Here is a 26030-nt window from a genome sequence, read left to right as displayed (position 1 = left end):
CACGTGGAACAACTTACGACTCACGGTCCAAAATACCGGTGCTCGCACGAGGTAGGAGTTGCTCAAGAGTGAACTCCTCGCTGCCATGCTTTCCGATGAGAACGATTCGTTGCACCCCAAACTCAGCCAAAACTTGGCGACATGCGCCACATGGTGAGATCGGCTTTTCGGTGTCCGCGACAACCACGATTTGTTCGAACTCGCGCTGGCCAGAGGCAATGGCATTTCCAATCGCGACACGCTCGGCGCAATTGGTCAGTCCGAACGAAAGATTCTCCACGTTGCACCCGACGAAGATTGCACCGCTTTTCGTCTGCAACGCAGCCCCGACTTTAAATTGCGAATAGGGGGCGTAGGCATGATTTCTTGCCTCCCAAGCATGGTGAGCTAACTCGGTCCAATCCATGTCAAACTACCATCATTGCTACGGATAGAAGTCAATCCAGCTTAGGCAACAGGCGAAATTTTCCCCTCGCCCGCAGGCCGAAAATCACCCACGCTCTGCGCATGCACCGTTGGTTGCCCGCTACTCTCATCGTCGCTTTACTCATTGGGTTTCGAACCCTGGGAAGCTGCTTTCCTGAAGCGCTTCCCAATTTGCAGCCACTGCCTGCCCTACTCTTGTGCAGCCTGGTTTTTCTCCATGGCGTCCAAAAATGGCTGTTGCCTCTCGTCGTTTGGATCATCACCGATCCGGTCACAAGCTTGGTTCAAGGATACTCCCCCTTCGGCCTCCACAACATCAGTCTCGTTCTTGGCATCCTGATCGTTCTGGGTGTATCCACTTGGAACCGTCGCCATCCATCGACTCTAGCCACACTTGGTTCAGCCGCTGTATGCGCCGTTGCCTTTCATGTTTTGACTGGCCTCGTCTCGTTTGCTTTTGATCCGCTTTATGTCAAAAACTGGGATGGCCTGCTGCAGTCGCAGTGGACATCACCTCCCGGTTACGGCCCTACCTGGATGTTCCTGCGTAATCTTTTAGTGGCGAATCTCGCCTTCAGCGGTTTGTTTCTTGCCGCTCGATCCAGCTTGCTCAAACCTTCTCCGGAACCACTTCCAAGCCCTGCCAGATAAGGCTTGCCACGCTTCTCTTTCCTTCACTAAGTCCCTCTTTTCAACCGCCAGTCCATGTCCAGCGCTACTTCGAACCAACTCGATTTCTCTACCGCCGCGATCAACCAATCCCTTAGCAAGGAACGGAAAATCGAACTCTACACTCAAATGGTCCGCATTCGCCGCTTCGAGCAAGCTGCGTTGAAATACTACAATGCAGGCAAGATGGGTGGTTTCCTGCACCTCTACATCGGTCAGGAATCCGTAGCTGTAGCCACCATTTCCCTGGGTGGAGAAAACGATCACTTCATCACCGCTTACCGCGACCACGGTCACGCTCTCGCTGTCGGAATGGGGATGAACGAGTGCATGGCTGAACTCTTCGGCAAACAAACCGGTTGCTCCAAAGGCAAAGGTGGTTCGATGCATTACTTCGCACCGGACAAAAACTACTGGGGTGGTCACGGCATCGTCGGCGGACAAACTCCATTGGGTCTCGGACTCGCGTATGGGGTGAAGTTCCAAGAGAAGGAAGGCTGCTGCCTCTGCTATCTGGGCGACGGCGCTGTGAACCAGGGTGCTTTCCACGAATCTCTGAACCTTGCCTCACTGTTCAACATCCCCGTCATTTACGTGATCGAAAACAACGGTTACTCGATGGGAACCTCCCAAAAACGCTCTTCCGCCTACACCGGCTGCCTCGCTCAACGCGCTGAAGCATACGGGATGGAATGGGACGTCATCAATGGCTCGGACGTTTACGAAGTTCGCGCGAAAACACACATCGCCATGGAGCGCGCGAAGAAGGAATCGAAACCAACTCTCCTTGAGATCGATACCTACCGTTACTACGGACACAGCGTTGCCGACGCTAACGCGAAAAAATACCGGACTCCTGAGGAAATCGAGAACTACAAACAGAACCACGATCCGATCATCTTGTTCCGTCGCAAGCTGATCGCAGAAGGCGTATTCACTGAGGAAGACGCGGATCAAATCAACAAAGCTGCCGCTGATGAAGCTGCCGCCTCGGTAAAGTTTGCTGAAGAATCCCCTGCCCCAACCATCGCGGACATCAGCACCGATGTTTACTGGGAAACGGATAACCAAACCGAAGCCTCCAAAATTGGTCGTCATTTCTTCAATGACTGAACCGACCCTTTGAATTCCTAAATTCCAACTCTCCCACCGACCTAGAATTACCTTCCATGTCCCGCACTCTCTCCTACCGTGAAGCCCTCCGCGAAGGTCTTGATGAAGAACTTGCCCGCGATCCAAACGTCATCCTCATGGGCGAAGAAGTCGCCCAATACAACGGTGCCTACAAGGTAACCGAAGGACTCTGGAAAAAATGGGGCGACAAGCGCGTGGTCGACACTCCGATCTCCGAAGCTGGTTTCATCGGGATGGGCATCGGCGCATCCATGCTTGGCGTTCGCCCTGTCATGGAGCTGATGTTCTGGTCCTTCCACTCGGTAGCTTTCGACCAACTCGTCAACAATGCTGCATGCGTCCGCTACATGTCCGGCGGTCTTTGCCATTGCCCGATCGTCGTCCGCGGCCCAGCAAACGGTGGCACCAACGTAGGCGCAACGCACTCTCACATCCCTGAAGGACTTTTCGCTTCTTTCCCGGGTCTCAAAGTTTGCGCTCCCGCCACTCCGGCTGATGCCAAAGGCCTGATCAAAGCTGCGATCCGCGACAATGACCCGGTCTATTTCATGGAAAACACCCTCCTCTACGGAACCACAGGTGAAGTTCCTGATCCAGCAGATGGTGATTTCGTCATTCCACTCGGGTTGGCCGATCTGAAACGCGAAGGTTCTGACATCTCACTCATCGCCCACGGACGCTCGGTCATCCACGCCTTGGAAGCTGCAGAAACTCTGAAAGCCGAACACGGAATCGATGCTGACGTGCTTGATCTGCGCTCGATCCGCCCTCTCGACCAAGATGCCATCTTGAAATCCGTGATGAAGACCAATCGCGTGGTTCTCATCGACGAGTCCAAGGGCTTCGGTGGCGTTTCGGCCATGGTGTCTCACATCATCCAAGAAAACGCCTTCGACTATTTGGATGCTCCTATCAAGCGCGTGACCACCATCGACGCACCTGCGATTTACTCAAAACACGTTGAAAACGAGCAACTTCCGAATCCTAAACGGATTGTCGAGAAGGTTCTGAGCATTGCTTGATCTCTTCGGCCGATGGTTTTCGTGAATGCATTTTAAAATCCCATGAAAACCCATCGGTATCGAATCACCTTCGCCGCATTGACTGGCAGCTTATGCCTCAATGCGTGCGATCCCAAAGATTCAACTTCAGCTCCGACCCCGGTTCCAGTGGACGAATCTCAAGGGTCGGATCTGAAACCAGCTCCTTCGGACACCGGAGCTGACGCGCCCAGGAGCGGGCCAGAAAGTTATGTGGGCCTTCGCTTAGAAGAAGCCGAGAAAATCGCAGATCAAGCAGGTCTGCGCCATCGAGTGATCAGCATCGATGGCGAAGAGAAAATGGTGACGCAGGATTTTATCCCCGATCGACTGAATTTCACGGTCGAGAACGGCATCGTCACGGCGGTCAAAAACGGTTAGATCGGAGCATCAACTCCGTCTTTTTCGTTGCCATCGGGAAGAACGCCCTTATCTTGGCGGATAGTATGAAAAACATTGCCATCCTCCTATCATTGTCCGCAGTCGCACTCGCACTTTCTTCTTGCTGCTGCATGTTCTAAATGATGTTTATCTGCCTCCATAACCCTCCCTACTCCAAACAAAACACCCCATGAAAAACCTGTTTTATCTCACCACGCTGATCGCGGTTTCCCTCGGTTTCTCTTCCTGCTGCTCCATGTTCAGCCTTCACAAGGCTAGCTATGTGACTGAAACCAAGCAAGTTAAACTCTGCGGCTACGACACCGTTACAGAACAAGTTGCGGTTGGCGATCCAAAGGATGGCATGGTGCAAACCGTCGAGAAGAAAGTTCCACGTTACAAGACCGTGACAAAAAAGGTGAGAGTGAAATGCGGACCTTGCACTCACTTCTACTGCCCAACCACAGGATGCTGCGGCACGACCTCTGAGGAATTCCTCAACATGGTGACCGCTCAACCAGCAACCGGCAGCCCATTCATCGGTTTGGTGCCGACGATGAAGACCCTTGCTCCTTGATTCCTCCGCTCATTTAAACCTCTCTAATTGAGTTTTCTTACCACGCGCGGCGGCCATTCCGGTCACCGCGCGTTTTCATGTCTTGAAATCCATTCGGAAAAAGTCTGGAAAACCCCCGACATTCTCCCATTCTCAGCCCAGTTACTCCTATTGATCCCATGCCAGTGAACATCGAAATGCCCAAGCTCTCGGACACCATGACCGAGGGGACCCTTATCAAATGGCACAAAAAAGTCGGCGATAGCATCGAAATAGGAGACATCCTTGCCGAGGTGGAGACCGACAAGGCCACCATGGAAATGGAAGCCTTCGATGAAGGAACCATCACCTCCATTATGATTCAGGAAGGCGAAAAGGCGCCGATCGGTAGTGTTCTCGCCGTTCTCGATGGCGACGGCAGTTCCGATGCCCCTGCTGAAGAGAAATCCGCAGCAGCACCCGCAGCGCCTGCTACTGCTGAAGCAGCTGCAAGCCCGGCAACCGCTCCACAAGCTGCAGCCTCTGTGACCAGCGCGGACGGTTCACGCGTCAAAGCATCCCCACTCGCACGCAAGATTGCTGCCGACCTCAAAGTTGATCTTTCCAATGTCAAAGGTACCGGCCCAGGCGGACGCATCGTCAAAGCCGACGTCGAATCCGCACCTGCCGGCAAAACCTCATCGGACGCGTCTGCAGCCGCAGGACTCGCAGCAGCGGCCAAAAACAAGGCCACCGCGCCTGCAGCCGCACCAGCCCAAGCCATTCTTCCTACCGCTAAAGAAGGCGACGAGCGGATCGAGCTTTCTTCCATGCGGAAAGTGATCGCCTCACGTTTGCTGACCTCCAAAGTCACCATCCCTCACTTCTACCTGCACCTAGAAGCTGATGCAGCGCCGTTGATGGCGCTCCGCAAGCAAGTGAATGAGCAGGCTGAAAAAACTCACGGCAACAAATACTCCGTCAACGATTTCATCCTGAAAGCAGTCATCACTGCGGCTCAAGTTGTCCCAGACATCAACGCTTCTTTCGCTGGCGATCACATCGTCCGCTTCAAGCATGTCGGTCTTTCGGTCGCCATCGCTGTCGAAGACGGCTTGGTCACCCCTGTCATCAAGGAAGCAGAAAGCCAATCCCTGCTGGCCATTTCCAAAGCGGTTAAAGATTTCGCTGCTCGCGCCAAGGACAAGAAGTTGAAACCAAACGAGTTCGACGGTGGAACCATCACGGTCTCCAACCTTGGTGCCTGGGGTATCGAAAGCTTCGATGCGATCGTAAACCCACCGCAAGCAGCCATCCTTTCTGTGGGAGCAGCCGTCGAGAAGCCTGTCGTCAAAAACGGCCAAGTCGTTCCTGGTTTGCGCATCAATCTCGGCCTGTCTGCTGACCACCGCGTGGTAGACGGTGCTGTAGCCGCTCAGTTCCTGTCCGAAGTGAAGAAGCTGATCGAGCAACCTGCCCTGATGCTCCTGTAAGGCCCCCTGGCCTTCTCTGGACCCTCTGACCTTCCCTGAAGCATCCGAGAAGAGCTCCAGCAACCCCTCAATTCAAGCCCCGCCTTTCCACGCGAAAGAGCGGGGCTTTTTTACGATCAGGCCCCACTTGCGCACCCAGCTCCGGCCCGATCGAAAGTCCGTGCAAGGTCAGAGCAAACGAACGTCTGTTAGGTATTGGCATCCACTTGTGAATCGGCTCTCTGATGAATTCTTCATTTTTTGACACCATAAGATCATCTTCTTCTCCATGTGGATAACTTCAAAAAAAGCCTGTTCCTCAGCGATACCATCAGGGTTCCACGTGAAGAATAACTTGGGGTAAATCCGAAATGTTCTCGTGAGAACCCAATATCGATCCAGGGCAGAGAGTCATTTCCCCACTATTCCCGTGGTTATTCACAGCGTTCTCACAGGTTCTTCCACCGAGCTTGTTCAATCGGATGACGCAACCCACAATGGCTCGGTGAAACACGCTGTGATCAGTGGAGGAACGGGAGGTCTTGGGCAGGCCATTGAACGCGCGTTGTCTAATCCGGGGTCAGATTGGCAGGTCACGGCTTTTGGCCGAAAGGATCTCGATCTTCACCATCTCGAATCCATCCAGCCTTGGTTCCTGCATCGGCGGGTTGATTTGCTGGTATGTGCGGCAGGAATTACCTCAGATGCCCCGCTGGCGCGTTTGAGGGAGAAATCATGGGACGAGACACTTCGGATCAACCTGAGCGCTTCCTTGGCCTGCGCACGCGCTGCCATCGCTGGAATGCTGCAGAACGAGATTCAGGGTCAGGTGGTCTTCATCTCATCGTATTCGGCGATTCACCCGCCCATCGGCCAGGTAGCGTACGCAACGGCGAAAGCAGCCTTGCTGGGTGCGACGAAGGACCTTGCGGCGGAATTTGGTGCCAAAGGCATCCGTGTGAACTCGATTTTGCCCGGATTTCTGGAAACACCGATGACGGCAAGCGTTTCTCCCAGCCGTCGGGAGCAAGTTCTTGCGGAGCATCAGCTGGGCGCTTTCAACGATTGCGAGGCAGTTGCGGGATTTATTCGGTTTTTGCATGAAAACCTCCCTCACACGTCCGGGCAGATTTTCCAACTCGACAGCCGCCTTTGATGGCTCAACCTCATGGGATGCGCACGATAGGTTTACTTCTGATCACCACCATGATTTCACAGGTCAAAGCAGAGGAATTGAAAGCGGAAGTCTGGAAAGCACCGAATGATGCCACGGTGCCTTATCGCTGGCATGAGCCAGAATCACTCGCTCCCGGCAAATTGTATCCATTGGTTCTGTTTCTCCACGGTGCGGGCGAAAAAGGCGACGATAACCAGGCTCAGCTCAAACACGGCGTGATGGCGATTCTTCGTGAAGCTGCGAAAATCAACGAGCCATGCTATTTGATCGCTCCTCAATGCCCGAAACAAGGATATTGGGCACCCTACAACTCTGAGACAAAGAAACTTGCCGAGGAAGACGGACTCTACAAACGACTGGATGCCGCTTGGGCATTGGTCGAAAAATTCGAGAAGCAGTACCCGGTGGATCCAGACAGGATCTACGTCACAGGCATTTCCATGGGTGGATTCGGCACTTGGGGACTCTTGGGTCGCGAAGGAAAGCACATCGCTGCAGCAGTTCCAATTTGTGGTGGCGGCAACCCAGATATCGCAAAAAAATTCAAGAATGTCCCGATTTGGACCTTCCATGGCGAAGCGGATCCTACGGTAAGCGTCGATCTCACACGTCAAATGGTTGCTGCGCTTGAAAAGGCAGGCGGAAAACCAAAAGTCACTTACTATCCCGGGGTTGGGCACGATTCCTGGACTCAGACTTACGATAATCCGGAAGTCACCAAATGGCTGTTCGAACAAAAAAAATAAGCCGATCCTTCGGATTTCTTGTTTGGCTGGCGGCTATCCTCCCTGCCTTGGGAGCACCGCCGCTTCCTTACACCGGGGTTTCCCTTTCCGGTGCCGAATTTGGCAGCAAACGCCCCGGTATTTACGGCAAGGATTACATTTATCCGAGTCTCAAAGATGCCTCCTATTTCCTCGAGAAAGGGATGAACACCCTGCGTGTTCCTTTTCTCTGGGAACGGCTGCAACCAGAGCTTGAGAAAGATCTTGATCCTGCGGAAATCAAACGGCTGCGGTCTCTGATCGAGGGAATCACCGCAAAAGGTGGTTACGCGATTTTGGACGTCCATAATTACGCCAAATATCGCGGAAGCTTCATCGGTTCCACCGAAGTTCCGTTCACGGCGTTTGCCGATTTATGGCAGCGATTGGCAACCGAATTTGGCAACGACCCGCATGTCTTTTTCGGCCTCATGAACGAGCCGCATGGCTTACCCACCGAGCAATGGCGAGACGCCGCCAATGCCGGAATCCAGGCGATACGAAAAACCGGCGCGAAAAATCTGATTCTGGTCTGCGGCAATGGTTTTTCCGGCGGTCATAGCTGGAATTCCGACTGGTATGGCACGCCGAACGCCAAAGTGATGCTGGAAATCGTCGATCCTGCGGATCATTTCGCGTTCGAGATCCATCAATATCTCGATTCGAACTTCTCAGGTTCCTCGCCAAAGCCCGTAAGTGCCACCATTGGCTCCGAAAAATTGAAAGGCGTCACGAAATGGCTCCATGAGCACGGAAAAAAGGGCTTTCTCGGTGAGTTTGGCGGTGCAAACGATCCCGTTTCATTAGCCGCCATTGATGACCAGCTCGGGTTTCTCGATGATCACGCCGACGTCTGGCTAGGCTGGACCTGGTGGGCTGCGGGACCTTGGTGGGGCGATGATTATTTCATGCTGCTTCGCCCCGCCAAAGATGGGCAGGATCGTGCTCAGATGGCGCCATTGTTGAAGCATGTTGCGCCGGTTTCTGAAGGAACTCACTGAGTTTAGGCGGTCCAAAATCCAGCGCTGTTTCCAATCGGTGCGTGAAAACTTGCGGGTGCTGCCTGAATGCGTCAGCTTGTGTCCGGTGAAAGCCCATTTCACATTTCTGCTAGCTCTGATTTTCTCGCTTCTCGCCCTCCCAGGACGGGCAGAACCAACTACCGTGCCTCATACCGAATCGGGAAAAGCCAAAGTGATGGTGATTCCCGTCCATGGAGAAATCAACTGGCCGACGCTCTACATCGTCCGCAGCGGACTGAAGGATGCAATCGATCAAGGAATCAAAACCGTCGTTCTGGATATCAACACACCCGGCGGTGCAGGTGATGTCACTTTTGAAATTCTCAAAGCTTTGGATAAATATCCGGGCCTGACAATTTCCTACGTTGATAACGAAGCCGGCTCGGCTGGCGCGTTGATTTGCGCAGGAACCGATGAAATTCATTTCGCGCCTGACGCCGTGATCGGCGCAGCTGCTCCCGTACTATCCGGTGGCCAGGATTTGGGGGAAACCATGCGGCTGAAGGTCGTTAGCTTCATCAATGCAAAAGTTCGCGCGGTTACCGAAGGTCGAGGCTATCGCGGCGAGGTGCTGGCGGCGATGATCGACAAAGACAAGGAGCTCAAAATCGATGACGAGGTCATCAAGGAGAAGGGCAGCCTGCTTTCTCTAACAGCTACGGAGGCGATGAAAACCTACGGAAATCCTCCGGAAACGTTGTTAGGTGCCGGGATTTCCAACAATTTGGCCGAACTGCTCGATCAGAAATTCGGACACGGGAACTGGACCTCGACGCAACTGGAAATCACCTGGTCTAAAGAACTCGCGAGCTTTTTACAAAAGATCACCCCGGTGTTGTTAGGGCTGGGTCTCTTGCTGCTGTTCATCGAGTTCAAAACCCCTGGTTTCGGCATTTTTGGAATCTCAGGTTCGGTTCTGATCGGCGTGTTTTTCTTCGCTCAATTTAACGCCGGTCTTTCGGGTCATGAACCTGCCCTGTTCTTTGCCATCGGGGTGATCCTTTTGCTGGTGGAACTGTTTTTCCTGCCGGGGACCGCAGTCTGTGCGATACTCGGTGTGGCCTTGATGCTTGGTTCGTTGATCTGGTCGATGACCGACATCTGGCCGCAACAACTGATCGCGCTTGCACCGGAAACGTTCCTCTGGCCGCTGATCAACGTCGCTACCGGCGTGCTTCTTGCCGTGGTGATTTTCCTGTTGATGCTGAAGTTTCTGCCGCATCAAGGACCATGGGGCGGGATGGTTTTGCAGGCGGCCGTGAAGGGCGAACCGGTGCATTACATCCACCCGGTCGATGTTGAGCATCCTCTTGTCGGCAAAGCTGGTGTGGCGGTGACTTCTCTTTTTCCGAGTGGTCAGGTGGAAGTCGAAGGCCAGCGATATGAAGCAAAACTCGCTTTTGGTTATGCCGATGTCGGCACTCCGGTGATCATTAAGAAACAAGGCGAGTTCAGCCTGGTAGTGGAGGTGATGTCATGATGATGGTCTCAATCCTGTTTTTGTTAGGAATTGTTGCTTTGGTGGTCGAAGTGATCATTCCGGGTGGCATTTTAGGAGCGATTGGAGCTCTGCTGATGCTGATCGGTTGCGGTGTCGCTTTCTCGACCTTTGGCGCACTCGGCGGTTTGGTGGCAATCTTCACGGCCATTCTGTTAGCCGGGATCACGTTCTACTTGGAGTTCCGGGTTTTGCCGAAAACCAAGATTGGCCGCCGCGCATTCCTTTCGAGTGAAGTCCGCGGTGTCAGCGCTGCGTTCGGCACGGAAGCCCGCGAGTTGATCGGTAAAACCGCCGAAGCTCTAACACTCCTTTCTCCCAGTGGCTATGTCCGCATTGACGGCCAGCGCTACGAAGCATTCTGCCAATCGGGACAGGCCCCCGTTGGATCGGCTCTCGAAGTGATCGACGCCGATAATTTCCGCCTGATCGTTAAAAAACAAAGTATCCTCTCATGACTGGTTTTGTTGTCGTCGTTTTAGTCGTTCTTGGAATCCTCGCCCTCCTGCTGATCGGGATTATCATTTCGTTCTTCAGCGTTTGGTTGCGCGCATGGTTGGCGGGTGCCTACGTCGGATTCACCGATCTCATCGCCATGCGCTTGCGTCAGGTTCCGTACGGCCCGGTGGTCAATGCACGCATCACCGCGAAAAAAGCCGGCATCGATATCCCGATCGATGACATTGAAGCGCATTTCCTCGCTGGCGGTAACGTGTTGCCAACGATTCAGGCTCTGATCGCAGCGCAAAAGGCTGGCATCACGCTCGATTGGAATCGCGCCTGCGCCATCGATCTCGCGACCAAGGGTTCCGGCAAAAGCGTGGTCGAAGCGGTTCGCACTTCCGTTGACCCGAAGGTCATCGATTGCCCGAATCCAGCCAGTGGCCGCAGCACCATCGACGGGGTTTCCAAAGACGGCATCCAAGTGAAAGTCCGCGCCCGCGTGACAGTCCGCACCAACCTCGACCGCTTTGTCGGCGGTGCGAAGGAAGAAACGATCATCGCCCGCGTCGGCGAGGGCATCGTCACCACCATTGGCTCAGCCGAAACCTACAAAGTCGTTCTTGAATCTCCGGATTCGATTTCAAAAGTCGTGCTTCATCGCGGTTTGGACGTTGGGACCGCCTTCGAAATCCTCTCGATCGACATTGCGGACGTCGATGTCGGCGAAAACGTCGGCGCCCAGCTCCAGGAAGCACAGGCTGAGGCCAACAAGAACATGGCCCAAGCTGAAGCGGAAATCCGCCGCGCTGCCGCTGTCGCCCTCGAACAGGAAATGGTTGCCCGCGTCGCAGAGATGAAAGCCAAGGTCGTTGAAGCCGAAGCTCAAGTTCCACTTGCTCTCGCAGAAGCATTCCGCAGCGGAAATCTGGGGGTAATGGACTATTACCGCATGCAAAACGTGAAGTCGGATACGCAAATGCGCGAAAGCATCGCCAAGCCGGATCAATCGAACTGAACCTCACGCTGATGTTTGATTTTATCTTCGATCACCCACAGCTGCTGATCTTGATCGGCGGTGGCACGATCTTTCTTTTCAACAAGTACCGTGAACTGAAAGAGAGTCAGGAAGCAAACGAGGAGATCGAAGAAATCAACCGTCGCGAGCGCGAAGCTGCAGGCGAGTCCGCTGAGTACGAATATCGTTTCCCGCCAGCAAACGAGGTTCCCGACACTCCACCTCCGCTGCCCTATGTTCCACCACCGTTGAAGACATCTAACAAAACCGTGGTTCGCGGGAAAACGCGCATGCCGGAGCCACCCCCATTACCTTCCAAGATGGGAGTGGATAGGACGGAATTGGAGCGCCAGCAGCAGCTCCAGGCAAAGCTTCGGGAAATTCGTAAGTCAAAACCTGTCAGCTTGCCAATGGCCAGGACAACCAAAACCGTTGCGGTTACATCAACGGTTTCAGCGAAAGACTCCGTGCGTTCACGGCTGCGCAACAAGAGCGAGCTACGCCGCGCCATCATCATGCGTGAAATTTTGGACCCACCCGTTGGACTGCGTTAATCATCACCCCGAATTCCGACGTTTTTAATGAACTTGCCCGGTAGTCTTGTATCGCTAGATTCCGGAGCTAGCCGCTCATCCGCTCATGGCCGTTCTCACATCCATTCTCTACACCATCCTGTTGATTGGCGTCGTTCTGATGCTTTTCAACATCATCATTTTCGTTCACGAACTCGGCCATTTCCTCGCCGGACGTTGGAGGGGGCTTCAAATCGACCGCTTTCAAATCTGGTTCGGTAAGCCGATCTGGAAAAAAACCATCAACGGCGTTCAGTACGGTCTCGGCTGGATTCCTGCGGGTGGCTTTGTTGCCTTGCCACAGATGGCTCCGATGGAGTCGATCGAGGGCGGCAACCTCAGCGAGAAACCGCTACCACCGATTTCCCCGCTGGATAAAATCATCGTCGCCTTTGCTGGGCCATTGTTTTCCATCATGCTGGCTTTTGTGGCTGCTTGTGTCGTCTGGGGAGTCGGCAAGCCAAAGGACGTCGTTCCGAGCCAGATTGTTGGGCGGCTCGAGGAAAAAGGTCCTGCCGCCCGAGCGGGGATCAAGCTGGGCGATAAAATCATCGCGATCAACGGAACTCCGGTGGATGGATTCCAAGGAACGCTCAACAGCATTCAGGAAAACATCGTTCTGAGCGAAGGTAACGAAATCGTGTTCACGGTTTTGCGCGATGGAAACCCGGAGCCACTTAAAATTACCTCCCGATTCGAGACAGAACCAACCAAGTGGTTTCAACGCGCTGGTTTGCGGCAAGTCGGCATTGGCCCGGAAGCTGACCACATCGAAGTCGCGTCGATCACTCCCGGAAGTCCGGGTGAAAAAGCAGGATTCAAATCAGGCGACAAGCTTCTCACGATCAACGGACGCGAATTCAAATCAAGCCAGCCAGCGATCGCTTATATCAACGAAATCGGTGCCCATCCGATGGAATTTGTGGTGCTTCGCGATAAAGCGGAGGTTCAGTTGACCGCTACCCCACAAGTGCCTGTGGAGCCAAAGGGTAAGGGGCCAATGCTGGGGATCCTTTTCTCTGAAATTCCTGATGTAAACTTCGACATCGTTCACCCCAGCCCGATTTCACAGATCTCCGACACGGTAAAAATGATGTGGACCACCATCACCAGCGTGGCTTCAAGGAAATCCAGCATCGGTGTCCAGCATCTCAGCGGACCGGTCGGCATCGCGACACTTCAATACCACCTGCTGCAAACCGATGAAGGCTGGCGGCGCATTCTTTCCTTCATGGTGTTGTTCAACGTGAACCTCGCCATTCTCAACATGCTGCCCCTGCCCGTCCTCGACGGCGGCCACATCACCCTGGCCATACTGGAAAAAATTTGCGGGCGTCCGGTCCAAGCGAAACCCCTTGAAATCATCCAGACAGGTTGCGCGCTGGCCCTGATCAGCTTGATGCTCTACGTCACAAGCAAAGACATTGGCGACAATTTCGGCAACGACGGTCCCACAGGCGTGGAGAAGATTGTTTTTCCTGAATAGGTAAGTTGGCGGTTCTTCAGGGATCCATTCTGGCTTGATTCACCTCTAAGGACTTTAGGTGCCACTGATTTTGGATTGAGCGGAACGGTTATCAGCTGCTTGATCTGAAAGCAGTTGATCCAGCTTTGTAGCGGTTTTCTCGCAGCTCGGAATCTTGATGATGATCCGCACGGGAATGTCGCCTTCGTAGCGCAGCGTTTTGGGCTCGAACGTCATTCTGCCGACGGTGGGGTGATCGAATTCCTTTGGGCCGCCGTGAGAAGCCCGAATCTCGTGCTGTGGCCACCAGGTTCGGAATTCCTCGTTAACTTCCGAGACTTCTTCAACCAGTTTGCGGTGCCAATCCTCGCCGATGTTTTGGGCGGTGCTTGCACGGAAAAGGGCTAGCGTATCTTTTGCCTGCTGCTCCCAATTTACGATGATTCGGCGGTGCACAGGATCCGCAAAGACGAGCTTGAGGGTGTTGAGCGGGCCGTCTGGATCGACTGACTGATCAAAGAAAACCAGCCTGGCGACGCGGTTTGCAGCAACAATGGTCCAATCGTTGAGCGACGCGTAGGCGGGGAACGAGATCGCATCCAATATTTGCTGCAGCTGTGGGTCAACCGACCAAGAATTCTCATTCACATCGTTGGGCGGGTGTCCCCGTGCAAGGAGGTAAAGATGTTCACGCTCTGCGCGATCAAGCCGGAGTCCACGGCAAAGCCGGTCGAGTACATCTGCGGAGGCTCTAACCGGTCTTCCCTGCTCCAGAAACGTATACCACGCCAAACTGACAAACGAGAGCTGGGCCACCTCCTCCCGCCGCAATCCCGGGGTCCGGCGGCGAGCTCCGATTTGGAATCCAAAATCGGCTGGGTTGGCTCGTTGCCGCCTCGTGCGGAGAAACTCGGCGAGTTCGGCGCGATGCGGTTCACTGCTGATCGACTCGACTGGTTCTTGAGGGTGGTAGTTCATATCCTAGGATAATGCGTCATATTGTTCCGCGATTGGGGCTTCTTAAGCTGGGTTCATGTCACCAAAAAACAAAACATGGTTGATCACTGGCTGCTCGACGGGATTCGGACGAGAATTGGCAAAGGCCGTTTTAGCGGAAGGTCATCAGGTTGCTATCACCGCTCGCGATCCAAAGCAAATCGAGTCGCTCGCTCAAGGGTATGAAGATCGCGCGCTGGTGCTCACCTTGGATGTCACCCTTTCCGAACAAATCGCGGAAGCAGTTCGTAAAACTGAAAAGCATTTCGGCGGAATTGACGTTCTCGTCAACAATGCGGGCATCGGCTATTTTGCCGGAGTCGAGGAAAGCGAGGAACCTGAAATCCGCCGCATGTTTGAGATCAATTTCTTTGGTCTCGCAGCAATGATCCATGCGGTGCTGCCCGGCATGCGTGCCCGGCGGTCCGGCCACATCGTCAATATTTCCTCGATTGGCGGGCTGACCACTTTTCCGAGTGTCGTTTACTACAATGCTAGTAAATTCGCCGTCGAGGGCTTGTCCGAAGGTTTGGCCAAGGAGGTCGCGCCCCTTGGCATCCGAGTGACCCTGGTAGAACCCAGTGGTTTTCGCACCGATTGGGCGGGTCGCTCCGCAAAGGAAAGTCCGATTGAAATTGAAGATTACGCCGAAACCGTCGGGGAGTTTCGCCGGACGATGAGGCAGGCGAGCGGGAATCAACCAGGCGATCCGGCTCGCGCCGCCGATGCAATCATTCGTGCGGTTGAGGTTGAGGATTCCCCGTTGCATCTGTTGCTGGGAAACGACGCGGTTCAATTGGCCCACGAAAAACTGGATAGCCTGCGCAGGGATTTTAAAGCGTGGGAGGAAATATCAATCGGAGCGGATTTTCCGAACGACGAAGCTTGAGTTGAGAGCCTCAACCTAAAAACCGAAATTAATATGGATAAAACTCTCAAAGTGCTCATCACCGGAGGTTCGTCTGGAATCGGTCTGGCAATTGCCACCCAGCTTGTCCAGGCAGGCGCAGATGTGGTCAGCCTTTCACGTTCCGGATCCAAAAAACCAAACGTCGGTGTGAGACAAGTCCGCTGCGACATCACGGATAAGAAAGAAACGCACAACGTGGTCGAAGAGCTGCGTGCAAACGGCTGGATTCCCGATGTTCTCATCAACAATGCAGGCATTGCTCTCGGCGCGCCCCATGCATTTTGGGAGCAGCCGATTGATGACATTCATCAAGTCATCGGTGTGAACGTCCTCGGTGTTGTCAATGCGACCCACGCGGTGCTGCGTTCAATGTGGATCCCGAACGGAAAAGGAACGATCGTCAATGTTTCCTCCGTCACGGGTTTGGAAGTTCCCATCAAGGGAATGGGTGAAGTGAGCTACCATTCCTCGAAGGCATTTCTCGAGGGATTCTCCAATGCGTTACGCAATGAAATGCTTGGCACCGACATACGGGTATTGGCGGTGCGGCCAGGCTTTGTACGCACCAATTTCCATTTTGATCGCGTGGGGCGGAAGGATGACAAGTTCGAGAAAGTCTTCGAGGGCATGACGCCACTTTCTGCCGATGATGTGGCTGATGCGGTAGTTTGGGCGATCTCAAAACCGGAACGAATCAGCATCAAGGCTCTCGACATCGTGCCGACACCTCAGCGCAGCCTCACCCAAAACGATCGTGAGTGGAACGCCCGGCACCCGTTGTGATCACCACCCCGGATCCTGCTGGCGGGCGGCTTCGTAGAGGACGATCGCTACGGCAGTGGAAAGATTGAGGCTGCGTGTCCCGCCCGGGGCCATGGGGATGCGGAGCGCTTGGTCGCCAGCGGCGAAGACGACGGATTCCGGCAGGCCTTTGGTTTCGCGGCCGAAGACGAGGAAATCCCCGGGTTGAAATTCGGCGGTCCATGGCGATTGCTTGGCTTTGGTGCTGAGGAACCACATTCTGCCATCCGCGTTGGCGGCGCAGAATTCGTCGTAGGATTCCCAAACCTTGAGCTTCACGTCCTGCCAGTAATCCAGCCCGGTGCGGCGGACGTGCTTGTCTTCCAAGGAAAACCCGAGCGGCTTCACCAAGTGCAGGGTCGAGTCGGTCGCGAGAGCCAATCGCCCGGCGGCGCCGGCATTGTGAGGGATTTCAGGCTCGACCAGGACGATGTTGAACATGCCGCCGAGCTTCGGCATGGCGGGCTCAATTCCAATCTGAAATTCGCCCGCCCGCCGAATTCGTCGCAGCGATCTCAGCTATCGTCAGCGACTTTGCTGATCACGAAGTGATAGGGCCGGGGTTTGGCAACTTCACGTTGGTTTTCGATGAGTTGCTTTTCCAGCGCACCAATATGTTTGGTTGCTTCGGACAGATTCGGTTGTTCCATCGGATATTGTTCCTCGGTGTGCTGCGCCATGAACAGCCGGTCGCGAGCTTCCACCAGCTGCATTTCGACATTCGATTGGACGTCCCATGGACCGCCGGGTTCCCAGCCGTTGCCGGTCATGGAGGAAAGATTGATGCCAGCCGCCAGATCCTGCGCGGAAGCGGTCCCCAGCGGACGTCCTCCGGCTTTGATTTCGTATTTTCCAGCGGCGAGGTTTGCGATTTTCAAGCGATAGCCATTGATGCCATCGGGAATCGGCACCCATTGGTATTTCAGCTGTGAAAGCGGCCCGAAGTTAACCGGCAGACCTTCGTCGAGCCGGGTAAATTCCAATTCTCCGGGCTGGTGGGCAACTTCGCTGATTTTACAACCGGAACTGCTGACGATCTTGCCGGTATCCGCATCAATGGTGGCGGTGGAAACTTCCTCCGGCGCACCGAGACCCTTGATGATCGAGTAGGCCATGGCCAGATCTCCCAGTTCCGCCAGGTGAATGCCGTCCTTGATGTGCAGGTGATCGTGCTCCTCTGCGTTCGCCTTGGAGGCATTGGTGTTGAGGACGCGGCGCTGGATTTCCCGCATCGTGCGTTGGACATCCACGGTTTCCGCGCCCAGTGAACGCGCCAGTTCGAGGCCTTCGTCCATCATGCCTTGGAGGTAGCCCTTCTCTGCGGTGTCCGGATCTTCCGCCGTGATGGCGGCGGAGCAGATGATGGGGCGGACGTGATGTTCCTTGCAACGGGCGATGATGGTGCGGATGCCGTCGAGGTAGGCCTTGCGGTGTTCATCGTCGGCTTTGGTTCCCCAGCCGATGTCGTTGATGCCGAAGGCGACCGTGACCACGGTGGCACCGCGATCGAAGACATCACGATCGAGCCGTTTCAGGCAGCCCGATGCGGTATCGCCGCCGACACCGGCATTCACGAAGGTGATTTTGCGATCGGGAAACCGCATCAGCGTGTAATGCTCAATGATTTTGGTGTATCCGCGCGCAGCGGTGATGCTGTCGCCCAGAAATGCGACCCGATCGCCGTCGCGGAACGCATAGTCCGCCCGGGCAAGCGGAGTCACGAGCACGAGCAGCGAAACAATACGGAGTGATAAATGCCTCATCATGGGGATTCTTCTTACGCTCGGAATTCCGCAAGTCTTCGCTAAATCCTTCAGGTGCCGTGAACTGCGATCGGATTGCCTTCCAGCCACTGCCGGATCAGGTCGGGATCCGCTGTTAGATTTCCCAGCATGCGCCAGTTGGAAAGCTTGACCACCAGGGCCTCGTCGCGGCTTTGCTCAACCACGCACCAAGGTCTTCGCCCGGAGGAATGGATGAAGCGGAAGCCACTTGGATCGATCAGAAGAAATCCCACATGGGTATCCAGACCCAGCACGTAAATCCCCGGTTCGAGGGACGAGATGTCGTCAGTGAAGTGGTCGTAACTGACGCCGATCTTGAGCAGACAGGAATCTTTGGAGAGAAAGGTGCGCAGGATGTTTTCAGACGGCTGCTGCGCCAAACGGTAACGATTGACGCGGAATCCAGCGTCTTTCAGCACCGTGGCGACGAAGTAGCCGCAAGCAATCTTGTCCGAGCCTGGTGCGGACGCGGTGCCATTGAAATCATAGGGCGTTCCGAGCCAGCAACGCATCATGGCGGGCATTGCTTTTTCCAGAAGCATCCTCGCATCGGACACAACTTGCGCGCGCTCTTCCGGCGATGGTGCGTTTGCATAGCGGGTGGCGAGATCGGTCCGCCAGCGTTCGACTTCGCGGGTCAACACCGCATATTCTTCCGGATTTGGCACCAGTTTGGGGGTGTTGGTGAGGCGGATTCCTTGCAAACTCTCCTCGGCATGCCGCACCCAGCCTGAAATCGGTGTCCAGAACAACCAGCCCAGTTCTCCGAAAAGGAGAAGCAAGGCGAGGAGTAGGGAACGATACCGGCGCATGACGCGACCTTAGACGAATGAACTGCCCGGACAAGTCACCTGGCTTGCAACTTTTTTTCCGGCCCGGACAATGGGCCATGACCAAGCAGCAACGCGCGGCGCATTTATTGCAGCGTCTCAACGAACTTTACCCGGAGACGCCGATCCCGCTGGACCATACGGATGCCTACACACTGCTGGTCGCGGTTTTGCTATCCGCCCAATGCACCGACATTCGTGTAAACCAGATCACCCCTGCCCTGTTTGCCCTGGCAAACAACCCCCACGACATGATGAAGGTCCCGGTCGCTGAAATTCAGGCGATTATCCGGCCTTGCGGGCTGTCCCCGCGCAAGGCGGCGGCGATTTCCGGTCTGTCGAAGATCCTGGTGGAGAAATACGGCGGTGAGGTTCCTGCGGACTTTGCGGCACTGGAAGAACTGCCGGGCGTCGGCCACAAAACCGCTTCGGTGGTGATGGCGCAGGCGTTTGGAGTGCCGGCCTTTCCCGTCGATACGCACATCCACCGGTTGGCGACCCGTTGGAAATTGACCACCGGGAAAAACGTGGAACAAACCGAGCGCGATCTGAAAAAGCTGTTTCCCCGCGAATCCTGGAACCGGCTGCACTTGCAGATCATTTTTTACGGCCGCGAACACTGCAAAGCCCGCGGCTGTGATGGAAAAAGCTGCCTGCTGTGTCGTGAGCTTTTCGTAAAGCCTTGATAAATCATGAGTCCAAGGTGCTTATAAACGGGATGAAATGGATCTCAGCATGGTTTTTTTCGCTCGCAATGATGGCAGCTGCTCAGGAGGACCCGACGATTGAGCGGATTGATCCCGCGCTCGACCAATTGGTGCCGAAGGACGCGGCCATCGAGGTCCTGGCAACCGGATTCAAGTGGGCGGAAGGCCCGGTTTGGGATGAAAAATCAGGCGAGCTGCTGTTTTCCGACATCCCGAACAATGTGATCCACGCCTGGAATCCAGAGACTGGGTTACGCGATTTCATGAAACCGTCTGGCTACACGGGTATCGCGGATTACGGCCGCGAGCCGGGTTCGAACGGGCTGACCTTTGATGCCGCAGGCAGGCTGCTTTGCGCGGAACATGGCGATCGGAGAATTTCTGCCCTGACCCCAAACGGAGGGAAAATCACCCTTGCGGATCGGTTTGAGGGCAAGCGTCTGAATAGTCCGAATGACTTGGTGGTGCACCCCAGCGGCGCGATTTACTTCACCGATCCGGTGTATGGTCTGCCGGGCCAAGCCGATGACCCGCATCGTGAACTGGATTTTTGCGGTGTGTTCCGGATCGATCCAGACGACGGAGCGGTGAGTTTGATATCCAAGGAGTTCAATCGCCCCAACGGGATCGCGCTTTCTTCGGATGGGAAGACGCTTTTCGTCGGCAGCTCGGATGGTTCGGACCCGCGAATTTACGCTTATCCGATCCGTGAAGAGGGTGGTGTTGGCGAGCGCCGGGTGTTTTTCGACATGTCGAAAATCGAAAAAGGCGGCGGAGCGGATGGTTTCAAGGTGGATGCGGATGGAAACGTCTGGACCACCGGTTCCGGCGGATTGCTGATCATTTCAGCTGAGGGAAAATTGCTAGGTCGCGTGTGGGCTCATCGGCCGACCGCCAACATCGCGTTTGGCGGTGCAGACGGCAAATCCGTGTTCATCACGGCAGGCGATCGATTGCTGCGGTTCCCGCGCTTGTGATCCTTAAGATTTGGACGTGACCTGAGTGGAAGAAAGCATCGGAATCTTCGTGCCGGGATGGTCCAATAGCGCTCGATCGCCATATTGGAGCCAGCGGTAGGCTGCGGCGTTGGCAAGAATGGCAACCGGATAAGTGAACAAAATGCCAAAATAAATGGCCATGATCCCTACAGCAATCACCGCAACGGATGCCATCCATAGAATGAAGACATTCGGCCGGTTAAAGGTGGTGATTTTTGCACTGTATCGAAGTGATTCTAGCACTCCCATATTTCGATCGATGATCGCATAGGTGAAGAAACCGTATGGAATATAAAAGCCTAAGATAAGTAGCAGGATGATCCAATATAGTATCATCGGAACTGGCAAATACTTTAAACTATCAAAAACCGCAAAAACGGGCGCGATGAGGAGTGAGATTTTCAGGTATCGTGGGACACCGAAGCTGAGTACCTGGTGAAGTCGAATCACTCGCCCGGAGACAGCATTTAGACATACCTTTTTGATACATAGAGTAAAATAAAGAACGATCAGCTGAATTGCGAATGTGCCAAGTAAACCATGGTTTCTTAGAAAGTGATGACTAACCAGATAAATGATAAAGATTACCGAGATCGTCAAAATCAGTGTTAGATAATTTCGTTTCGTCAATTTGAACCCACGTTTCACGCAAAGCCATACGTTGAGAGGATCGCTGCCAGGTGGAATTTCTTGAAGCGCTTCACCTAACGGCGCGGGTTCCGGCTCGGCGAAACTGCTATCAGGTGCCGCATAAGGATTGGTGGAGGCAGTCTTCTTCATGGAGCCATTGTTGCCTGAATGCCAATCGCTCATGAGACCATTTTTGAGAGTCCGGTGGATGGCGGACTGGCTGGAGTAAGGCCAGTCCGCTCGATGATTTCGCGCATTGCGTAATCCGATCGAACGCGAGCAATCACTCGATGGAAGAAAGCATCGGAATCTCCGTGCCGGGGTGGTCCATCGCGGCGCGGTGGCCGTATTGCATCCAGCGATAGGCTACCGATGACATGATGAAAAGCATCGGAATTGCGAACAGAACGCCGACACATAAAGCGATTGCTCCAAGAATAAGGATGCCAATGGACGCCATCCACAAGACGAAAAGGTTTAGTCGATTGTTTGTTGTGATCTTTGCGCTGTATTTTAGTGCCTCCAATGGATTCATATCTCGATCGATAATCGCATGGATAAAATACCCATAACGAACCATTAATGTGATTGTAATAATGAGTATGGGTAATACTAAAATGAGAGGATTGACTAATGAGTAGGCTATATCTACGAGTAAATAAAATGGATAAAGAACTAGTATTGACTTGAAGAAATGCGAAACATTTGGACATATGAACTTTAAGCCACTCTTTTTGCCGGATACTATAGGCAAACTCAGCGATACTAGACCTATCGCTAAAAAGGCGCTTACGAATTGTGATAAAAGGGTATTAGGCAGACTCGGTTGCCTTGTGTGAATTGGAGGACGCGGGTAGCTTGGGTGCGATGGCGATGATGGGAAGCTACTGGAACTTGAATTAAATAATGTTGGAACTTCGACATTCTTTCCCCAACCGAATGCTTCATCCATCTTTTTAAATCCGAAATTACAGATCAGGGTTACTACGAGATAAATGATTGCGGCGAGCAGCGCGATTACGACATTCCGCTTGGTCAATGTGAAACCTCGGGAGATGCACTTTCCGATTTGAACTGGATCACCTCCAGGGACGATCTCAGATAACGACTCTCCTTGCACAAGTGGCTCAGGGTCGGTTCAGGAACTTGGAGGTGTCGCATAGGGACTGAACGAACTGGTTCCATTGAAAATACCAGACACCGACGAAGCCGGTAGCCAGTCTTTCATGGATTGATTCCAGACCAAATCGCCAGGCATCAGGCCACCACTTGTTGCGAGCGCCTGTAGCTCTTCAAATGTCACTGGGCCCATTTGTTGGCCGCCTTTCGCGTAGTACCATTGGATCATTGAAGCAGTGAACTATCAGTTGCTTGAGAATTCGGCAAGGTCGAGGTATGGCAGATCGGGCTTGATCGTTGGCGTTGCAGCGGTTGGATTGCGCCATGAGCTACACGGTCCGGCGATCGCTGCATGATTTCGGTTTTTCCGAAATCAGCGCTTTGCTGGAAAGTGATGGTGTCAATGCACACCACGCGAAGGCGTTGTGGCGGGCGATTCATCGCGAAGGTGAAGTGAATCTCGCAGCTCGCGCGGATTTATCCCCTCCCCTGCTGCGATGGGTTGAGTCGAACGTTGGCGATGGCAAGGCTTACTCACTCGATGTTCCGGAAGTGGTCGAGGAAATCCGCAGCAGCGATGGGCTGACGCAGAAGTTCCTGCTGCGGCTGACGGATGGCCAGACCATTGAAACCGTTCTGATGGGCTATGACGGCCGCCAGACCGCATGCATCAGCACCCAGGCGGGATGCGCGATGGGATGCGTGTTCTGTGCCACTGGCCAGATGGGATTTGTCCGGCATTTGCGGCCGGGTGAAATCGTGGCCCAGGTGCTGCATGTGCGCCGTGTGCTCAAGCAAACCGAGCCTGACAAGCGGTTGCGAAATCTGGTTCTCATGGGCATGGGCGAACCGCTGCACAACTACGACGCGGTGATGAAGGCGATGGACATTGTTTCCGATGTCCGGGGTGCAAGCATCGGCCCGGCTAAAATCGCCATCAGTACGGTGGGAGTCGTACCTGCGATTCTGAAAATGGCGGAGGAGGAACGACCTTACAGGTTGGCGGTGAGCTTGCATGGTGCCACCGAGGAAGAGCGCACGGCATTGGTTCCCGCAGGCAAGCGCTGGTCGCTGGAAATGCTGATCTCCGCTTGTCGGGATTATGGCCGAATTACCGGGAAACGGATCTTTTTTGGCTGGACGCTGATTGCTGGAAAAAACGACTCACCGGAAGTTGCGCGGAAATTGGTTGATCTGTTAGATGGAATTGACGCGCACGTGAATTTGATTCCGCTGAATCCAACCGGTGGTTTCGCCGGTCAGGCGGCGGCTCGTTCGGCGGGAATCGAGTTCCAGAGGATTTTGTTAGATGCAGGATTTCCCTGCACTTTCCGCCAGCGCCGTGGAATCGATGTGGCGGCGGGTTGCGGCCAGTTGAAGGCGGATAAACGCAAGCGGGTGGCGGACAATCCATGATCGGCAAATGGATTGAGGCGATCCGCTATCCCGGCGGAGTACCGGTTAAAGCGGGATCGAAGCAGCCAGCCAGCTTCTACGCCTTTTGTCGTAGTTTGTGGCGGGGCATCTTTGCCTGCACCATGCGGGTGAAGTGCGCAGGGTTGGAAACATTGAATGCAAAGGATGGCATGGTGATCGCGGTCAGCCATGTCAGCCATCTGGACCCTGTGGTGATGAGTGTGGTCACCTCACGCAAGATCAGCTGGGTTTCCCGGATCGAGTTCTACCGCTATTGGCCGATGCGGACGGTGTTGTATTTAGGCGGAGCGCTGCGGGTCGATCGGCAAGGGTCAGCGATTCCGACGATCCGTGAAGGCCTCCGCCGTCTGGCGCGGGGCGAAGCCGTGGGGATTTTCCCTGAGGGTGAATTGATGTGCGGTGAGCAATCCGTCCTGCGCGGTGCGAGGGTCAAGCAAGGCGTCTGCACCCTGGCTGCTTGGTCCGGCAAACCGGTGGTGCCGGTGATTGTGCTGGGGACGCATCGGCTGGTGAACATCGGACCGTGGTTACCCGCAAAGCGCGGTCGATTGTGGGTCTATGTGGGAGCCCCCATGTTCGCCGGGCCAGGAGCGCGGACGCATGCAGGTCGGGCAGAGTTTGCGGCAGCGCTGGAGGCGGAATACGTGCGGCTGTATGCCAAGGCGCGGGAAGCATTCAAACTGGATGAATCCATCGTGCCGTAGCACGAGAATCGCCACTTACTGGTGAGGTTTCTATATCAACGTTTGGTCTTGTGTTTCGATCTGTAAAACCTAGTGTATGCGACGATGTCGAGAACACTGAAACTTGTCGTCGGCTTGTGTGTGCTTGGTGCTGCTCTGTTTTTCTTTTGGCCCCAGCATGACCGTTCGGTTTCCAACCGGACGTCGGAGGTGTCGGCAGAACCACAGGGCAGGCTGCAAAAATCAGTCAACTCCAACGAATTGGCTGAACAATCGACAGAAATCCCTCAAAGCAATCGCCATGCGGCGGGTGGGCTCAAAGCGGAGAAACAGCGCCGCTCGATCCGGCTCAAGGAGCAGTTGGAAAAGTTACACCATCTCGAAGGAGACGAATTGTTGTCATTCGCGGAAGGGCTCAAGTCATCCGATCACTCGCTCTTTTCCAACTACTTGGCGGCGAAAAGAAAAGTCGCCGAGCTGGAGGCTGATGGCTTGGGAGTGGTTCACCCAAGCGTCAAAAGCGCAATGGAAAATCGGGATGAACTGAAGGCCGAGCTGGAGACAGAAGTGGCTGATTTGAGCAACGATTTACAAGATCAAATCCACCACCTGGATAGCGAAATTGGCGGAAATCCATAGCAGTTCTAACAAAGCCGGATCATGTCCTTGACGAACTGGCCCCAGAGAAAAATCATACCACGGCCTGAGTATTTGAAATGATGGCCGTCCGGAGTGAGGCGGATGATTCCGGCTTCCAGATTGTGTTCCACTTGCCGGCGCATCTCTTTTTCGATGCTGTCTTCGATTTCTTCAGGATCCGGGACGCGGAGTTTCGCATCGAGCTTGTTTTTCGTAAGATACTCCCGGTGGTTTTGCAGAATCTGGTGAAAGCAGCTGCGCTCGCACGGGACGTGATTCCAGCGAATGTACGGTGGACATCGTAGTGTCGGCGCGAACGGGAAGTTGGTGGTGCGCCAGATGTTGCCCGAGCAATCGTAGGAGGTGATCGAAATGAAGGCGAATGCGACATCACATTGCTCGCAAAGGCAGACTGCGGCGACGGCGCGTTCTTCCGGGTGCCAGTAGAGGCGGAAAAACTGCTTCATGCCGGCCCATTCCCAACCGCAATCGGAAACGTGCTCAAAGCCGTCCTCCTCCATCGCAGCAGCGGATTCCGGGGCATTCGGGAAAAACGATGGATCCGGCGGTGCACGATGGCTGAGCCGGTTGTTCAACGGCAGGCGCATCCGGCGAACGCGAGTGAGCAGCTCGATCCATGGCAGCAGAAACCACATCCCCGCACCAAGGACTCCCACACCGATCATCCCGGTAGGAAAATAGAACAGGAAGAACGTGGCAGTTAGAAACAGAACCGCGCCGAGCTTTCTCACCGAGTTGCGGCAAGAGCTGCGGAGTGCCACGGCCACCACGAAGAGGCCGATGACGGTTAGTGTTTCACGCATGAACGAGGGATGAAAAAGTTGCCCCGCCCGGTTTAAGCCTGCGGGGCGTTTGGAATGA

Annotated in this window: 30 protein-coding genes; 21 read left to right on the top strand and 9 right to left on the bottom strand. The window is 54.5% G+C overall.

The genetic code is table 11. The features are described 5' to 3' along the window. Positions 1-13: 13 nt before the first annotated feature. On the bottom strand, positions 14-406 hold the full coding sequence (locus JIN85_RS07840) for a cytidine deaminase (RefSeq protein ID WP_200269355.1): 393 nt from the start codon (positions 404-406) through the stop codon (positions 14-16). Positions 407-507: 101 nt separating this feature from the next. Here JIN85_RS07840 and JIN85_RS07835 point away from each other — a divergent pair, with 101 nt between their 5' ends. From JIN85_RS07835 to rseP, 14 genes are all read left to right on the top strand, one after another. Then, positions 508-1077, top strand: a complete 570-nt coding sequence (locus JIN85_RS07835; protein WP_200269354.1) for a DUF6580 family putative transport protein — start codon at positions 508-510, stop codon at positions 1075-1077. 54 nt (positions 1078-1131) lie between these two features. Next, positions 1132-2208 (top strand): pyruvate dehydrogenase (acetyl-transferring) E1 component subunit alpha, encoded by a 1077-nt coding sequence (gene pdhA / locus JIN85_RS07830; RefSeq protein WP_200269352.1) that lies wholly within the window; start codon positions 1132-1134, stop codon positions 2206-2208. A gap of 56 nt (positions 2209-2264) precedes the next feature. Further along, the gene (locus JIN85_RS07825) at positions 2265-3251 is read left to right on the top strand and encodes an alpha-ketoacid dehydrogenase subunit beta (protein ID WP_200269350.1); all 987 of its coding nucleotides are present in this window, start codon (positions 2265-2267) and stop codon (positions 3249-3251) included. 42 nt (positions 3252-3293) lie between these two features. Further along, positions 3294-3650 (top strand): hypothetical protein, encoded by a 357-nt coding sequence (locus JIN85_RS07820; RefSeq protein WP_200269349.1) that lies wholly within the window; start codon positions 3294-3296, stop codon positions 3648-3650. 190 nt (positions 3651-3840) lie between these two features. Further along, positions 3841-4227, top strand: a complete 387-nt coding sequence (locus JIN85_RS07815; protein WP_200269347.1) for a hypothetical protein — start codon at positions 3841-3843, stop codon at positions 4225-4227. A gap of 158 nt (positions 4228-4385) precedes the next feature. Next, positions 4386-5678 (top strand): dihydrolipoamide acetyltransferase family protein, encoded by a 1293-nt coding sequence (locus JIN85_RS07810; protein ID WP_200269345.1) that lies wholly within the window; start codon positions 4386-4388, stop codon positions 5676-5678. 409 nt (positions 5679-6087) lie between these two features. Next, positions 6088-6813, top strand: coding sequence for an SDR family NAD(P)-dependent oxidoreductase (locus tag JIN85_RS07805; protein WP_200269343.1), 726 nt, complete (start codon positions 6088-6090; stop codon positions 6811-6813). Continuing rightward, complete coding sequence (locus JIN85_RS07800; RefSeq protein WP_200269341.1) at positions 6813-7580, top strand: carboxylesterase family protein; 768 nt, start codon at positions 6813-6815, stop codon at positions 7578-7580. The genes JIN85_RS07805 and JIN85_RS07800 overlap by 1 nt, the downstream gene beginning before the upstream one ends. After that, positions 7556-8599, top strand: a complete 1044-nt coding sequence (locus JIN85_RS07795; RefSeq protein ID WP_200269339.1) for a glycoside hydrolase family 5 protein — start codon at positions 7556-7558, stop codon at positions 8597-8599. The genes JIN85_RS07800 and JIN85_RS07795 overlap by 25 nt, the downstream gene beginning before the upstream one ends. Beyond that, positions 8568-10100, top strand: a complete 1533-nt coding sequence (locus JIN85_RS07790) for an NfeD family protein (RefSeq protein ID WP_200269337.1) — start codon at positions 8568-8570, stop codon at positions 10098-10100. The genes JIN85_RS07795 and JIN85_RS07790 overlap by 32 nt, the downstream gene beginning before the upstream one ends. After that, positions 10097-10576 carry an NfeD family protein gene (locus JIN85_RS07785; protein WP_200269335.1) on the top strand — a complete coding sequence of 160 codons (480 nt, stop codon included), beginning with the start codon at positions 10097-10099 and terminating at the stop codon, positions 10574-10576. The genes JIN85_RS07790 and JIN85_RS07785 overlap by 4 nt, the downstream gene beginning before the upstream one ends. Then, positions 10573-11577, top strand: coding sequence for a flotillin-like protein FloA (floA, locus tag JIN85_RS07780; RefSeq protein WP_200269333.1), 1005 nt, complete (start codon positions 10573-10575; stop codon positions 11575-11577). The genes JIN85_RS07785 and floA overlap by 4 nt, the downstream gene beginning before the upstream one ends. A gap of 11 nt (positions 11578-11588) precedes the next feature. Then, on the top strand, positions 11589-12131 hold the full coding sequence (locus tag JIN85_RS07775; RefSeq protein ID WP_200269331.1) for a hypothetical protein: 543 nt from the start codon (positions 11589-11591) through the stop codon (positions 12129-12131). Between the two features lie 85 nt (positions 12132-12216). Continuing rightward, positions 12217-13635: an RIP metalloprotease RseP gene (gene rseP, locus JIN85_RS07770; protein ID WP_200269329.1), complete on the top strand. Its 1419-nt coding sequence runs from the start codon at positions 12217-12219 to the stop codon at positions 13633-13635. 54 nt (positions 13636-13689) lie between these two features. On the opposite strand, the gene JIN85_RS07765 is transcribed toward rseP, so the two are convergent. Continuing rightward, positions 13690-14592 (bottom strand): helix-turn-helix transcriptional regulator, encoded by a 903-nt coding sequence (locus JIN85_RS07765; RefSeq protein ID WP_200269327.1) that lies wholly within the window; start codon positions 14590-14592, stop codon positions 13690-13692. 55 nt (positions 14593-14647) lie between these two features. On the opposite strand from JIN85_RS07765, the gene JIN85_RS07760 reads away from it, so the two are divergent. Beyond that, positions 14648-15499 carry an oxidoreductase gene (locus tag JIN85_RS07760; protein WP_200269325.1) on the top strand — a complete coding sequence of 284 codons (852 nt, stop codon included), beginning with the start codon at positions 14648-14650 and terminating at the stop codon, positions 15497-15499. A gap of 33 nt (positions 15500-15532) precedes the next feature. After that, positions 15533-16303 (top strand): SDR family oxidoreductase, encoded by a 771-nt coding sequence (locus JIN85_RS07755; protein ID WP_200269324.1) that lies wholly within the window; start codon positions 15533-15535, stop codon positions 16301-16303. Here JIN85_RS07755 and JIN85_RS07750 read toward each other — a convergent pair whose 3' ends face one another. From JIN85_RS07750 to JIN85_RS07740, 3 genes are read right to left on the bottom strand one after another with little or no spacing between them, the layout of a single operon-like run. Beyond that, on the bottom strand, positions 16304-16780 hold the full coding sequence (locus tag JIN85_RS07750; RefSeq protein WP_234047301.1) for a tRNA (cytidine(34)-2'-O)-methyltransferase: 477 nt from the start codon (positions 16778-16780) through the stop codon (positions 16304-16306). Between the two features lie 56 nt (positions 16781-16836). After that, positions 16837-18087 (bottom strand): SGNH/GDSL hydrolase family protein, encoded by a 1251-nt coding sequence (locus tag JIN85_RS07745; protein WP_200269322.1) that lies wholly within the window; start codon positions 18085-18087, stop codon positions 16837-16839. A gap of 47 nt (positions 18088-18134) precedes the next feature. Continuing rightward, a complete protein-coding gene (locus tag JIN85_RS07740; RefSeq protein WP_200269320.1) occupies positions 18135-18917 on the bottom strand; it encodes a hypothetical protein in 783 nt (260 codons plus the stop codon). Between the two features lie 77 nt (positions 18918-18994). Here JIN85_RS07740 and nth point away from each other — a divergent pair, with 77 nt between their 5' ends. Together nth and JIN85_RS07730 are read left to right on the top strand one after the other, a co-directional pair. Continuing rightward, positions 18995-19621 carry an endonuclease III gene (gene nth / locus JIN85_RS07735; RefSeq protein ID WP_200269408.1) on the top strand — a complete coding sequence of 209 codons (627 nt, stop codon included), beginning with the start codon at positions 18995-18997 and terminating at the stop codon, positions 19619-19621. A gap of 32 nt (positions 19622-19653) precedes the next feature. Further along, positions 19654-20619: an SMP-30/gluconolactonase/LRE family protein gene (locus JIN85_RS07730; RefSeq protein WP_200269318.1), complete on the top strand. Its 966-nt coding sequence runs from the start codon at positions 19654-19656 to the stop codon at positions 20617-20619. 3 nt (positions 20620-20622) lie between these two features. Here JIN85_RS07730 and JIN85_RS07725 read toward each other — a convergent pair whose 3' ends face one another. The 3 genes from JIN85_RS07725 to JIN85_RS07715 all read right to left on the bottom strand — a co-directional run bounded on the left by JIN85_RS07725 (position 20623) and on the right by JIN85_RS07715 (position 22618). Continuing rightward, positions 20623-21453, bottom strand: a complete 831-nt coding sequence (locus tag JIN85_RS07725; protein WP_200269316.1) for a hypothetical protein — start codon at positions 21451-21453, stop codon at positions 20623-20625. A gap of 100 nt (positions 21454-21553) precedes the next feature. Next, entirely contained in the window at positions 21554-22222 is a 669-nt protein-coding gene (locus JIN85_RS07720; protein ID WP_200269314.1) for a hypothetical protein, read from the bottom strand. 186 nt (positions 22223-22408) lie between these two features. Beyond that, a complete protein-coding gene (locus JIN85_RS07715; protein ID WP_200269312.1) occupies positions 22409-22618 on the bottom strand; it encodes a DUF4339 domain-containing protein in 210 nt (69 codons plus the stop codon). Between the two features lie 95 nt (positions 22619-22713). Here JIN85_RS07715 and rlmN point away from each other — a divergent pair, with 95 nt between their 5' ends. The 3 genes from rlmN (at position 22714) to JIN85_RS07700 (ending at position 25148) form a co-directional block, all read left to right on the top strand. After that, positions 22714-23805, top strand: coding sequence for a dual-specificity RNA methyltransferase RlmN (rlmN, locus tag JIN85_RS07710; protein WP_200269310.1), 1092 nt, complete (start codon positions 22714-22716; stop codon positions 23803-23805). Beyond that, entirely contained in the window at positions 23802-24530 is a 729-nt protein-coding gene (locus JIN85_RS07705; protein WP_200269308.1) for a lysophospholipid acyltransferase family protein, read from the top strand. The genes rlmN and JIN85_RS07705 overlap by 4 nt, the downstream gene beginning before the upstream one ends. Before the next feature lie 84 nt (positions 24531-24614). Then, positions 24615-25148, top strand: a complete 534-nt coding sequence (locus JIN85_RS07700) for a hypothetical protein (RefSeq protein WP_200269306.1) — start codon at positions 24615-24617, stop codon at positions 25146-25148. 5 nt (positions 25149-25153) lie between these two features. Here JIN85_RS07700 and JIN85_RS07695 read toward each other — a convergent pair whose 3' ends face one another. After that, the gene (locus JIN85_RS07695) at positions 25154-25972 is read right to left on the bottom strand and encodes a hypothetical protein (protein WP_200269304.1); all 819 of its coding nucleotides are present in this window, start codon (positions 25970-25972) and stop codon (positions 25154-25156) included. Between the last annotated feature and the right edge of the window lie 58 nt (positions 25973-26030).

The organism is Luteolibacter pohnpeiensis (genome assembly GCF_016595435.1).
GTDB classification, from domain to species: domain Bacteria; phylum Verrucomicrobiota; class Verrucomicrobiia; order Verrucomicrobiales; family Akkermansiaceae; genus Luteolibacter; species Luteolibacter pohnpeiensis.
Note: the sequence above shows the minus strand (reverse complement) of the source record. Positions and strands in the feature narration are given on the sequence as shown.